The organism is Streptomyces sp. NPDC002835 (assembly GCF_053591995.1).
In genome coordinates this window covers 101038-113541 of record NZ_JBSFUW010000017.1, presented here as the reverse complement: position 1 = coordinate 113541, position 12504 = coordinate 101038, and the positions used below count along the sequence as shown (strand labels likewise).

Here is a 12504-nt window from a genome sequence, read left to right as displayed (position 1 = left end):
CCCGGCCCAGGGCCGCCGCCGCACCGTGCGGCGGCGGCCCTGCTGCGGAAGGGGTCAGCAGACGCGGATGCCGTCGGCCTTGTCGTTGTCGGAGCTGCCGACGTAGGAGTCGCGCGACGGGGCGGTGGAGGACCAGATCTGGGACCAGGAGCTGCCGGTCCAGTTGTAGACCCTGGTCACGGTTCCGCTGGTCTGGTTGTTGTGCCAGGAGGACGCCTTGTCGTTGAAGCCCCAGGTGGAGAGGTTGTTGAAGGCACAGTCCTGCCAGGTCAGCCGGCGGCCCTCGTAGCTCGCGTGCTCGTAGAGGCAGGTCCAGGTGTAGCTGCAGTTCGCCGTGCCGAGCGTCGTGACGGGCTCGCCGACGGCGCGGGCCTTCTTCTCGCCCGGGAGCGGGAACGTCATGATCGTCTTGCCGTCGCGCCAGGCGACCTGGTTGACGCCGATCTGCTCGCCGCCCGGGGTGATCTCCAGCTGCTCGTCGATCTGCTTCTGCAGACCGGCGACCTCGCTCGTGCTGAGGCCGGCTCGCTCCGCCTGGGCCGCGATCGTGCTGTCGAGCGTGGTCGCGGCAGAGGTCGTGCCGGTCACTCCGAGGACGGTCAGGGCGCCCGCGAAAAGAGTGGCCGCCAGCTTTGTTCTCGTATGCACAGGAATCGTGTCCCTTCCGGTGGTAGGACTTCGTGGAGGATGGTGAACGCACGTCATCGCCCCCGGCATTGCCGGTCGTACGCCCTCTTGCTCCGGGCCGGGTGATGACACGGACCACGCTGCCCGCCGGCGCCGGTGGGCGACAGCTCTCCCGAATTGCCGCAATCCCCAGCGCCGCAGCGTTCCTTGTGCTACGGCGACAGCCGTCACCGCGGCTCGGCGCGCCGCCTCGGAATCCCGGCGGGCCTCTGGGCACCCTGCGAAGGACAGCAGGCACCGCATCGGGGGACAACGTGCTTCGCATCCACTTCACCGGAGAAGACCTCGGCAGGGTCCGGCTCGCCCAGCAGCCGGACGCCATGTGGGAGACGGTGCTGAGTCTGCACCAACTGGTCGGCCCGGGGCCCTTCTTCGCCCCGTGGTGCCGTCGAACCCGCGCGGTGCTGGCCGCCGCCGGCTCGGGCCACGAGGTCAGGATGCTCACCGCGCTGGCCCCGCGCACCTCGTACTTCCCGGACTTCCTCACCCCCGCCGACGGCGCCGGCTGCGAACCCGTGCTGAACGCGGGCCTCGACAGGATGCTCTCCACCGGCAGGGGCCGGCTGCGCGCCGACATCACCCGCCTCGCCGCGGGCCGCTCCCGCCCTTCCGCGTGGCTCGACGACATCGCCTCCGGCCGCGCCCCGGCCCTGCGCCGGCTCGGCGCCATGCTGCACCGCTACCACCGTGTCGCGGTGGCTCCGCACGCCGACGCGTCGGCACGGTGCGTCCACCGTGACCGGCGGCGCCGGGTGCGTGACGTGCTGGAGCACGGCAGTGAGGGCCTGCTGGCCGGCCTCGGCCCCACGTCCCGCTGGCGCCCGCCCGTCCTCGAGGTCGACTACCCCGTGGAGCAGCAACTCCACCTGGAGGGACGGGGTCTGACGGTCATTCCCAGCTTCTTCTGCCACGACCACCCCATCACGCTCGCTCTTCCCGAGCTGCCGCCGGTGCTGGTCTACCCGGTGGCCCGGCAGCCGCTGTGGATACCGGAGCCGGCCGGAGAGACGCCCGGCGCGTCGGCCCTCGGCGAGTTACTCGGCGGCACCCGTGCCGCCGTCCTCCACTGTCTCGCCAGCAGCCACAGCACCACCACGCTCGCGGAGCGCCTGCGTATCTCCACCACGGCGGCCAGCCGCCACGCCGCCGCCCTGCGTGCGGCAGGTCTCGTCGCCACGGAGCGGCGGGGGGTCTCGGTACGGCACAGCCGCACACCCCTGGGAAACACCCTGGTGCACGAGGGCTGTTGACGCGGGGCGTACGGGCGTGGGGCGCGCGGTCAGGCCGTGGCGCGGCGTACCAACTCCGTGCGGAGCACCACGTTCCGCCAGGCGGCGCCCGGGGAGGCCATCTGGTCGAGGAGGACGTCGGCCATGGTGCGGCCCATCTCCTCCACCGGCTGGCGGACCGTCGTCAGCTGCGGGTCGGTGTGCTGCGCGAGCGGCGAGTCGTCGAAGCCGATGACGGCCACGTCGCCGGGCACCGCGCGGCCCGCGGCGCGCAGGGTGTGCAGCGCGCCGGCGGCCATCACGTCGGACGCGGCGAACACCGCGTCGAGGTCCGGGTGGCGGCGCAGCAGCTCCGTCATGGCGTGGCGGCCGCTCTCCTCGGTGAAGTCGCCGTCGGCGACCCAGGTGGGGTCGAACTCCCCGTACGCGCCGCGGACGGCCTCCTCGTAGCCGCGCAGCCGGCACTGGGCGACGTACATGTCCGCGCGGCCGGTGATGGTGACGATCTTGCGGCGGCCGGTCTTGGCGAGATGGCGCACGGCCAGCCGGGCCCCTCCGGCGTTGTCGCAGTCGACGTAGGAGACCGTCTCGTCGCCGGTGCGGCGGCCGCCCAGCACGGTGGGCATGTCCATGTCCGAGAGCTGGTCGGGGAGCGGGTCGTCGCGGTGGAGGGAGACCAGTAGGACGCCGTCGATCCGGCGGGCCTTGGCGTACTGGAGGAACCGGTCGCGTTCACGCTCCGTGCGCACCAGGGTCAGCAGCAGCTGGAGCTCCGTGTCGGCCAGGCCGATGCCGACGCCGTGGATGATCTCGGAGAAGTAGGGCTCGGTGAAGAACCGCTTCTCGGTCTCGGGGACGACCAGCGCCACCGCGTCCGTGCGGCTGCCCGCGAGGGCGCGGGCGGCGTGGTTGGGGATGTACCCGAGCTCCGCGATGGCCTGTTCGACGGCGTGCCGGGTGGAGTCGCGCACCCCCGGGGATTTGTTGATCACCCGTGACACGGTGCCCCGCCCGACACCGGCCAGGGCGGCCACCTGCTCGAGTGTGGGCTGGCCGTAGCGGCCCCGTGCTGCCATGCGTGCCTCCGGTGAGGGTGTTGCCGTGTGCGTCGATTCTCCCTGGTGACCTCGGTGACGGAGAGTTCGGGAGCGCTCCCAATATTGATCGATCAGCTCCGGCTTGTCGAGGATCATCCCGGGGCGCCGGCGCCGCTGGGGCGCGGGCGCGGCCAACTGGGCCTTATGTGGCGGCTCGCGGGTTTTGCCTGCGCTGAAAGCGGGAGATTCTCACGCCGGTGACATCTCGGAGCAATAAAGCTCTGTTGTTCGACCTTGACAGAGGGTGTCGCCGCCGGGAAGCTTTCGAACCAAGCAGTAGTGGGAGCGCTCCCACTCACCCGTACGGGATTGCTGTGCACCGCTTCCTCACTTCCCCTCCGTGACCGGTCCTGCTCGCCGTCAGCCCCACTCTGTCGCTCTGGGCCCGCCACCAGCCGAAACAGTCGTAGGAGCCTCGAATGCGCATATCTTTTGGTGACGTCCCGCGCAGACGCCGCGCGGTCACCCTCACCACCGCGAGTCTGCTGTCCCTCGGTCTTCTCGTGACCGGCTGCGGCGGCTCGGGGGACGAGGAGGGCAGCGACAGCTCGGGCGGAGAGATCACCCTCCGCGTCGGCACCTTCGGATCGTTCGGGTTCGACGACAAGACCGGCGCCAAGCTCTACGCCGAGTACGAGAAGCTGAACCCCGGCATCAAGATCGAAGAGACCAACGTCGCCGACGGCCAGAAGTACTGGGACGCGCTGAAGCTGAGGCTCTCGCAGGGCAGCGGCCTCGCCGACATCCAGGCCATCGAGGTCGGCTACATCGCGGAGGCCACCGGCGAGGCGATGTCGAAGAAGTTCGTCGACCTGGGCAAGACCGAGGGCGTCGACACCTCGGCGTTCCTCGACTGGAAGGTCAAGCAGGCCACCGCCCAGAACGGCGAGGTCGTCGCGCTGGGCACGGACATCGGCCCGATGGGCATCTGCTATCGCAAGGACCTGTTCCAGAAGGCCGGCCTGCCGACCGACCGCGAGGAGGTCGGCAAGCTGTGGGCCGGTGACTGGGCCAAGTTCCTGGCAGCGGGCGAGAAGTACAAGGCCGGCGCGCCGGACGGGGCGGCGTTCCACGACTCGGCGAGCGGTCTGTTCAACGCGGTCGTCTCCAGCCAGCCCGAGCAGTACTCGGGCGAGGACGGCCAGCTGCGCTGGGACAGCAGCCTCGGCGTGATGAAGGCGTGGGACACCGCCGTCAAGGCCGCCGAGGGCGGACTGACCGCCAAGCTGCGGCAGTTCGACGAGAAGGGCAGCTGGAACGCGGCGTTCAAGAACTCGAAGTTCGCCACCGTCGCCTGCCCGTCGTGGATGACCGGCATCATCAAGGACCAGGCCGGACCGTCCAACAAGGGCAAGTGGGACATCGCCCAGGCGCCGGTCCCGGCGAACTGGGGCGGCTCGTTCCTCGCCGTGCCCAAGGCGGGCAAGCACACCGCCGAGGCCGCCAAGCTCGCCGCCTGGCTGACCGCGCCCGAGCAGCAGGCCAAGGTGTTCGCCGTCAACGGCAACATCCCCTCGACCACCGAGGGCCTGAAGTCCGAGACCGTCCAGAACGCCCAGCCCGAGTACTTCCCCGGCGTCCCGGTCGGCAAGATCTACTCCGAGGCCGCGCAGCAGATCAAGCCGGCCCCGATCGGCCGCTGGGACGGTCAGGTGAAGACCTTCCTGACGGACAACGGGATCCTCGACATCGAGACCCGCGGCACCTCGCCGGAGAAGGCCTGGAACAACGTGCGCAAGCTGGTCGAGGACAAGATCGACCAGTAGCCGACGCCCTTCCGCCGGCTGTCCCCGCGGCAGCCGGCGGCTCCTTCGCGGGCGCCGCGCGGGCGCCCGCCGTTCTCCCGTCACCACTCACCAGGGAAAGGGTCGCCTGATGGCCACCTCCCTCCGGCCCGACCAGGGCGCCGACGTGATCGCCGGCCCCTCGGGCCCACCGAAGGGCCCGCGGCACCGGGACCCGTCCGGCTGGCGCAGCCGCCTCTACCGCCTCGACCTCAAGGCGACCCCGTACGCCTATGTGGCGCCGTTCTTCCTCGTCTTCGCCGCCTTCGGTCTCTTTCCGCTGCTGTACACCGGCTGGCTGTCGCTGCAGAAGGTCGAGCTCGGCGGCGCGGCCGAGTGGCGGGGCCTGGAGAACTACACCAGGCTCTGGGACAGCGACTTCTTCTGGAACGCCCTGGCGAACACCTTCACCATCGGCGTCATCTCCACCGTGCCGCAGCTGCTGATGGCGCTCGGACTGGCCCATCTGCTCAACTACCGCATCCGCGGCCGCGGTTTCTACCGGGTCGCCATCCTCGCCCCGTACGCGACGTCCATCGCCGCGGCCGCGCTGGTCTTCGCCCAGCTGTTCAACACCGACTACGGGCTGATCAACCAGCTGCTCGGCTACGTCGGCATCGACGCGGTCAACTGGGAGACCGAGAAGTGGCCCGCCCAGATCGCCATCTCCACGATCATCACGTGGCGGTGGACCGGCTACAACGCGCTGATCTACCTGGCCGCGATGCAGGCGGTGCCGAACGACCTCTACGAGGCGGCGGCCCTCGACGGGGCGTCCCGCTTCCGGCAGTTCATCAGCATCACCATCCCGTCGATCAAGCCGACGATCCTGTTCACCATCGTCGTCTCCACCATCGGCGCCACCCAGCTCTTCGGTGAACCGCTGATCTTCGGCGGCAGCCTGGGCATCGGCGGCGGCAGCGGCAACCAGTACCAGACGCTGAGCCTGCTGATGTACGAGAAGGGCTGGGTCACCGGTGCGCTCGGCCAGGCCTCCGCGATCGCCTGGGTGATGCTGCTCCTGCTGCTGGCCATCGGCCTCGTACAGCGCCTGCTCAGCCGGTCGAGCGCGCAGAAGAAGAACGGAGCGGCACGCTCATGAGTCATGTGCTGGACAAGACCGCGGCGCCCGCGCCCGCCGGACCGGCGAAGTCGCGCCGGCGGCGACTGGGGCAGAAGGCCGGACGGCAGCACCACGGCGGTCCGCTCACCTACGCGCTGCTGGTGTTCGCCGCCGTGGTCTCGCTCTTCCCGCTGTACTGGAACCTGGTCGCGGCCTCCCACTCCGGTGAACGCGTCGTCCAGGCCCCGAGCCCGCTGCTGCCGGGCAGCCGGCTGTTCGAGAACCTCTCCATCGCCTGGAACCAGGTGGACATGGGGGAGGCCCTGATCAACACGACGATCGTCGCGGGCGCGGTCGCGACCAGCACCGTGCTGTTCGCGACGCTCGCCGGGTTCGCCTTCGCCAAGCTGCGGTTCAAGGGGCGCAATGTGCTCCTGGCGGTCGTGGTGGCGACGATGACGGTGCCGCCGCAGCTCAGCGTCATCCCGCTCTACCAGCTGATCACCGAGCTCGGCTGGGTCAACCAGCTCCAGTCGGTGATCCTGCCGAGCCTGGTCGCCGCCTTCGGCGTGTTCTTCATGCGGCAGTACCTGCTGGAGGCGCTGCCGGTCGAGCTCATCGAGGCGGCCCGGATGGACGGCGCCCACAGCCTGCGCATCATCTGGCACGTGGTCTTCCCCATCGCCCGGCCGGCGATGGCCGTCCTCGGGATGCTGATCTTCGTCCAGTCGTGGAACGACTTCTTCTGGCCGTTCATCGCGCTCACCCCGGACGGCTCGCCCACCCTTCAGGTGGCACTCGCCGGTCTGGGGTCGGGGAACCACACCGTGAACCACGCGATCGTGCTGACCGGCGCGTTCATCGCGACCGTCCCGCTGCTCCTGGTCTTCGCCCTGCTCGGCAAGCACATCGTCGGGGGCATCACCTCGGGCGCGGTCAAGAGCTGAAACGCAGGGGAGCCGGGGCTCGCAAGGCGCGTGGGGCGCCCTGCGGGCCCCGGCGCAGTCACGCGTCGCAGGCCGCCCGCGCGCAGGCGGCGCGCAGTTCCGGCAGGCCGATGAACTCGGTGTGGGTGCCGGCCGCCCCGCAGACGAAGGCGCCCGCCACGGAGCCGGCGAGCACGCACTCCTCCATCTCCCGGCCCTCGAACAGCGAGTGCAGGAACGCGGTGACGAACGCGTCCCCAGCGCCGTTGGTGTCGACCACGGGGCGCTCGGGCCGTACGGCGGGGAAGTGCCGCGCCTTCTCGTCGCCGCGGACCAGCAGGTGGCAGCCCGCGGCGCCGGCCGTCGCCACGACGAACCGTGCCCGCCCCTCGGCGAGGATGCCGTGCATGACCTCCTCGAACCGGTCGCCGAGGGCCGCGGCGCTCAGGAAGACGTAGTCGGACGCGAGGGCGTAGTGCCGGTGGTGCGGGTTGCGGCCGTCCCAGTCGTGGAGATCGGTGGAGCTGGTGACGCCGAGCCGGTGGACGTCCTCGTACATGTCGCGGTTGTGGCCGACGATCGAGAGGTGGACGTGCCGGGCGCGCTCCAGGAACGGCAGATAGAAGGGGCGCGGCAGTCGCAGGTCCGCCGGGTGACGGCCGTCGTAGAAGGAGAAGCGGCGGCCCGCCGGGTCGACCAGATTGATGCCGCGCGGTGTGCCGTGCGGGGAGTGCACATGGCTGAAGTCGAGGCCCCGCTCCTCGTACGCGGCGAGCACCGTGCGGCCCTGGACGTCGTCGCCGAGGAAGTCGATGAACTTGGTGGCGAGACCCAGCGCGTGCCAGCCCAGCGCCACCCCGTTGCCGGTGTGCCCCACGTAGTCGCGCACCGGGGGCACGAACAGCGAGTCGCCGGGCGGTACTTCCAGCGCGTCGACGCGGACGATGGTGTCCACGCCGGTGCCGCCGACGACCAGTACGTCGTACTCCTGCTCGCTCACCTACGGCCTCAATCCCGGGCCGCGGCCCGCTTCGTGGCGGACGCGGTCGAGCCCCGCACCACCAGCTCCGGCATGAACACGAACTCGCTGTGCGGGGCGGGCGTGCCCTCTATCTCCTCCAGCAGCGCGCGCACCGACGCCTGCCCCATCGCCTGGACGGGCTGGCGGATCGTGGTCAGCGGCGGATCGGTGAACGCTATGAGCGGGGAGTCGTCGAAGCCGACCACCGAGATGTCCCGGGGGACGTGGAGCCGCTGCTGCCGCGCCGCGCGGATGGCACCGAGGGCCATCATGTCGCTGGCGCAGGCGATCGCGGTGCACCCCTTGGCGATCAGTGCGGCTGCCGCCGCCTGGCCGCCCTCCAGGGTGTAGAGGGAGTGCTGTATCAGCTCCTGCGACTCGTCGGGGGACAGCCCGAGCCGTTCCTCCATGGCCGCCTGGAAGCCCTCGATCTTGCGCAGCACCGGCACGAACCGCCGGGGGCCGAGCGCGAGGCCGATCCGGGTGTGGCCGAGCGAGGCGAGGTGGGTCACCGCCAGGTGCATCGCGGCCCGGTCGTCGGGGGAGACGAAGGGGGCCTGGACCTTCGGCGAGAAGCCGTTGACCAGGACGTACGGCACGCCCTTGGCGCGCAGCCGGTCGTAGCGCTCCATGTCGGCGGTGGTGTCCGCGTGGAGTCCGGAGACGAAGATGATCCCGGAGACGCCGCGGTCCACCAGCATCTCGGTGAGTTCGTCCTCCGTGGACCCGCCGGGGGTCTGGGTGGCGAGCACCGGGGTGTAGCCCTGCCGCGTCAGCGCCTGGCCGATGACCTGGGCGAGGGCGGGGAAGATCGGGTTGTCCAGCTCGGGGGTTATCAGTCCCACGAGGCCGGCGCTGCGCTGCCGCAGCCGGACCGGCCGTTCGTAGCCGAGCACGTCGAGTGCGGCGAGGACGGATTCGCGGGTGGCCGCGGCCACGCCGGGCTTGCCGTTGAGCACGCGGCTGACTGTGGCTTCACTGACCCCCGCCTGGGCTGCGATGTCGGCGAGCCGCGCGGTCATGGGAGTGGACTGTACCGGGCGCGCGTCGGATTGCCCACCAGGGGTGGGAATCGGCAGGTTCATTGCGTCATGTCGCCGCCGGTGCTCCCGTACGACCCCCGGTATGACCCCCGGACGACCTCCGTACGGCCGCCGCGGGGCATGAAGCGCGTCGCATCCCTGCAAAGCCTTGCGGAGCGCTTGCGAAGGCGTCCGTCGGCGGCGCACCCTGGGCACGGTCCGGTCCTGGAGGGGTGTCAAGCGATCCTTCGGCAACTCTCAGGACACGCGGATGTAACGATCACCTGTCCTTGCAGAAATTTGCCGCAAGGTCTTTCCGATGGTTTTCAGCCCTGTTACGTTCCTGGCAACCCGGCACCGCGAGGGAGCGGACGGCGGGAGGCAGGTCTTCGCCTCCGCCCTTCCGGGATCAGTTGAAGGAGTTCACATGCGGCGTGGCATAGCGGCCATCGCTCTGGTCTCGGCACTGGCCGTGTCGGCGACGGCGTGCGGTGGGAACGACAGCGGCGATACCGGCAACAAGAGCTCTGGTGAGCTCAGTGGCACGGTCACCTGGTGGGACACCTCCACGGTCGGCAGTGAGGACAAGGTCTTCAAGAAGCTCGCCGAGGACTTCACCAAGCTGCACCCGAAGGTCACCGTCAAGTACGTCAACGTGCCGTTCGGTGAGGCGCAGAACAAGTTCAAGAACGCGGCGCAGTCCGGCTCCGGCGCCCCCGACGTCATCCGCTCCGAGGTCGCCTGGACTCCGGAGTTCGCCGACCTCGGCTACCTCGCGCCGCTCGACGGCACCGCGGCGCTGAAGGGCGAGGACGACTTCCTCAAGCAGGCCGCTGCCTCCACCGAGTACAACGGCAAGACCTACGCCGTTCCGCAGGTCATCGACTCCATGGGCATCTTCTACAACAAGAAGATCTTCAAGGAGGCCGGCGTCGAGGTCCCCAAGACCATCGACGAGCTGAAGACCGTCTCGGCCACCATCAAGGACAAGACCGGCAAGACCGGCCTCTATCTCCGTGGTGACGACGCCTACTGGTTCCTCTCCTTCCTCTACGGCGAGGGCGGTGACCTGGTCGACGCGAAGAACAAGAAGATCACCGTCGACGACGCGGCCGGCGTCAGGGCCATGAAGACCGTCAAGGACCTGGTCGACTCCAAGGCCGCGATCACCGACGCGACCAACGGCTGGGACAACATGCAGGCCGCCTTCAAGGACGGCAAGGTCGCCATGATCATCAACGGCCCGTGGGCCGTCTCCGACACCTACACGGGCAAGGAGTTCGCCGACAAGGCGAACCTGGGCATCGCGCCGGTCCCGGCGGGCTCGGCCGGTCAGGGCGCCCCGCAGGGCGGCCACAACCTCGCCGTCTACGCGGGCTCCAAGAACCTGGACGCCTCGTACGCCTTCACCGAGTACATGACCTCCGCCGAGAGCCAGGCCAAGGTCGCCAAGGAGCTCAGCCTGCTCCCGACCCGCAACTCGGTCTACTCGCAGCCGGGTGTCGGGAGCAACGAGATCGTCAACTTCTTCCGCCCGGTCGTCGACAAGGCCGTCGAGCGCCCGTGGATCCCGGAGACCGGCAGCCTCTTCGCGCCGCTGGTGACCGAGTACACCAAGGTCCTCACCGGCCAGACCACCCCGGAAAAGGGAGCGAAGGCCACGGCCGACGAGTACCGCAAGCTCCTCAAGGACTGGAAGTAACAGGAAGGTTGGCCGGCTGATGGCTGTGGACACCAGCAGCCAGTCGGTGGCGAAGGCCGCGGGCGATGTCGCCCGCGGCCCGAGCCGCGGTACTGGCAAGCGCGAGGGCAGGCTCCGGCGCTCCCTCTCCACGCACTGGTACGCGTGGGCGATGGTCGCTCCGGTGACGGTCGTGATCTCAGTGATCATCGGATATCCGCTCGTCCGCGGTATCTACCTGTCCCTGACGGATGCCACGGAGCGCAATGTCGCGCGGACCATCGGCGTCAACGAGATCCCCGCGACCTATGAGTTCGTGGGCCTGGACAACTACAAGGAGGCGTTGTCCGGCGGGCAGTTCTTCGACACCCTGGGCTGGACGCTGGTGTGGACGGTGGCCTGCGTCTCGATCACGTTCGGCCTCGGCATGGCGCTGGCCAACATCCTCAACCGCAGGATCGCCGGCCGGTCCTTCTACCGGATGCTGCTGATCCTGCCGTGGGCGGTGCCGGGCTTCGTGTCCGTCTTCGCCTGGCGCTTCCTCTACGACGAGCGCCGCGGACTGCTCAACAGCATCCTCGCGGGCGGCGGCATCGACGCGGTGCCGTGGCTCAACGACCCCGGCATGGCCAAGGTCGCGGTGATCGCCGTGAACGTGTGGCTCGGTGTGCCGTTCATGATGGTCGCCCTGCTCGGCGGGTTGCAGTCGATCCCCGGCGAGCTCTACGAGGCCGCCGAGATGGACGGCGCCGGCCCCTGGCAGCGGTTCCGCAACATCACGCTCCCCGGCCTGCGTTCGGTCAGCACCACCGTGGTCCTGCTGAGCACGATCTGGACCTTCAACATGTTCCCGGTGATCTTCCTGCTCACCCGGGGCGGACCGGGCGAGGCGACCCAGATCCTGGTGACGCAGGCGTACAAGTTCTCCTTCGAGATCAGCCCGCGCGACTTCGCTCAGTCGTCCACCTGGGGCGTACTGATCCTGGTCATCCTGATGGTCTTCGCCGCGGTCTACCGGCGAGTCCTCCGCAAGCAGGGAGAAGTCTGGTGACCACCGCCGTGACCCCCACGTCCAGCAGCCGGACCAAGGTCCGCCCCCGTGGCGCGCGTTCGCCGCTCGCCTCCGCCGGGCTGCACGCCACCCTGATCGTCGCCTCCGTGATCGCCGTCTTCCCGGTGCTGTGGGTGTTCCTGACCTCACTCAAGCCCGCGAAGTACGCCAACACGACCGACTTCGTGAAGGAGACGACGCTCGCGAACTACCGGGGCCTGCTGGAGAACACCGAGTTCCTCACCTGGTTCGGCAACTCGCTGCTGATCGCCGGCCTCACCACCCTGCTCGGCGTCTTCGTCGCCGCCACCACGGGCTACGCGGTCAGCCGTTTCCGCTTTCCCGGCAAGCGCGGCCTGATGTGGACGCTGCTGATCACCCAGATGTTCCCGGTCGCCGTCCTCATCGTGCCGATCTACAACATCATGTCCGCCATCGGGCTGCTGAACAACGCGTTCGGCCTGGTCATCACCTATCTGACCATCGCCGTCCCGTTCTGCGCGTGGATGATGAAGGGCTTCTTCGACACCATCCCGATGGAGATCGACGAGTCGGGGCAGGTGGACGGACTCACCCCGTTCGGCACCTTCTGGCGGCTGATTCTGCCGCTGGCCAAGCCCGGCATCGCGGTCACCGCGTTCTACTCGTTCATCACCGCCTGGGGCGAGGTCGCCTACGCGTCCGCCTTCATGATCGGCGACGAGAACCTGACCCTCGCCGGCGGACTGCAGAAGTTCGTCAACCAGTACGGCGCCCAGTGGGGCCCGATGACCGCGGCCTCCGTGCTCATCGCCATCCCCGCGGGGCTCGTCTTCCTCTTCGCCCAGCGGCATCTGGTGACCGGCATGTCCGCCGGCGCCGTCAAGGGCTGAGAAGCCGTATGAAGCGGCGGCGCCGGTCCGTGCCCGACTCCCGGCCCGGCGCCGCACCCCACCCCATCACC

At 69.5% G+C, this 12504-nt stretch carries 11 protein-coding genes; 7 read left to right on the top strand and 4 right to left on the bottom strand.

What is annotated here, in order from left to right; all coding sequences use genetic code 11:
* Window positions 1-54 precede the first annotated feature (54 nt).
* Window positions 55-648: a peptidase inhibitor family I36 protein gene (locus tag ACWD01_RS20150; protein WP_451163637.1), complete on the bottom strand. Its 594-nt coding sequence runs from the start codon at window positions 646-648 to the stop codon at window positions 55-57.
* Between the two features lie 293 nt (window positions 649-941).
* Here ACWD01_RS20150 and ACWD01_RS20145 point away from each other — a divergent pair, with 293 nt between their 5' ends.
* The gene (locus ACWD01_RS20145) at window positions 942-1937 is read left to right on the top strand and encodes an ArsR/SmtB family transcription factor (protein ID WP_451163635.1); all 996 of its coding nucleotides are present in this window, start codon (window positions 942-944) and stop codon (window positions 1935-1937) included.
* Window positions 1938-1966: 29 nt separating this feature from the next.
* On the opposite strand, the gene ACWD01_RS20140 is transcribed toward ACWD01_RS20145, so the two are convergent.
* Complete coding sequence (locus ACWD01_RS20140) at window positions 1967-2992, bottom strand: LacI family DNA-binding transcriptional regulator (RefSeq protein WP_451163633.1); 1026 nt, start codon at window positions 2990-2992, stop codon at window positions 1967-1969.
* 440 nt (window positions 2993-3432) lie between these two features.
* On the opposite strand from ACWD01_RS20140, the gene ACWD01_RS20135 reads away from it, so the two are divergent.
* The 3 genes from ACWD01_RS20135 to ACWD01_RS20125 all read left to right on the top strand — a co-directional run bounded on the left by ACWD01_RS20135 (window position 3433) and on the right by ACWD01_RS20125 (window position 6807).
* Window positions 3433-4779 (top strand): ABC transporter substrate-binding protein, encoded by a 1347-nt coding sequence (locus ACWD01_RS20135; RefSeq protein ID WP_451163631.1) that lies wholly within the window; start codon window positions 3433-3435, stop codon window positions 4777-4779.
* A gap of 109 nt (window positions 4780-4888) precedes the next feature.
* Window positions 4889-5899, top strand: a complete 1011-nt coding sequence (locus tag ACWD01_RS20130; protein WP_451163629.1) for a carbohydrate ABC transporter permease — start codon at window positions 4889-4891, stop codon at window positions 5897-5899.
* Window positions 5896-6807 (top strand): carbohydrate ABC transporter permease, encoded by a 912-nt coding sequence (locus ACWD01_RS20125; RefSeq protein ID WP_451163627.1) that lies wholly within the window; start codon window positions 5896-5898, stop codon window positions 6805-6807. The genes ACWD01_RS20130 and ACWD01_RS20125 overlap by 4 nt, the downstream gene beginning before the upstream one ends.
* Window positions 6808-6865: 58 nt before the next feature.
* On the opposite strand, the gene ACWD01_RS20120 is transcribed toward ACWD01_RS20125, so the two are convergent.
* Both ACWD01_RS20120 and ACWD01_RS20115 read right to left on the bottom strand, forming a co-directional pair.
* Entirely contained in the window at window positions 6866-7786 is a 921-nt protein-coding gene (locus tag ACWD01_RS20120; protein ID WP_451163625.1) for a carbohydrate kinase family protein, read from the bottom strand.
* 8 nt (window positions 7787-7794) lie between these two features.
* Window positions 7795-8829, bottom strand: a complete 1035-nt coding sequence (locus ACWD01_RS20115; protein WP_451163623.1) for a LacI family DNA-binding transcriptional regulator — start codon at window positions 8827-8829, stop codon at window positions 7795-7797.
* Window positions 8830-9256: 427 nt separating this feature from the next.
* On the opposite strand from ACWD01_RS20115, the gene ACWD01_RS20110 reads away from it, so the two are divergent.
* Genes ACWD01_RS20110 through ACWD01_RS20100 form a run of 3 tightly spaced genes read left to right on the top strand, consistent with a single transcriptional unit; the run spans window position 9257 to window position 12433 of the window.
* Window positions 9257-10531 carry an extracellular solute-binding protein gene (locus ACWD01_RS20110; protein ID WP_451163621.1) on the top strand — a complete coding sequence of 425 codons (1275 nt, stop codon included), beginning with the start codon at window positions 9257-9259 and terminating at the stop codon, window positions 10529-10531.
* Window positions 10532-10550: 19 nt separating this feature from the next.
* Window positions 10551-11561 carry a carbohydrate ABC transporter permease gene (locus ACWD01_RS20105; protein ID WP_451163619.1) on the top strand — a complete coding sequence of 337 codons (1011 nt, stop codon included), beginning with the start codon at window positions 10551-10553 and terminating at the stop codon, window positions 11559-11561.
* Window positions 11555-12433, top strand: a complete 879-nt coding sequence (locus ACWD01_RS20100) for a sugar ABC transporter permease (protein ID WP_451163701.1) — start codon at window positions 11555-11557, stop codon at window positions 12431-12433. Before ACWD01_RS20105 ends, ACWD01_RS20100 begins: the two co-directional genes overlap by 7 nt.
* Window positions 12434-12504 lie beyond the last annotated feature (71 nt).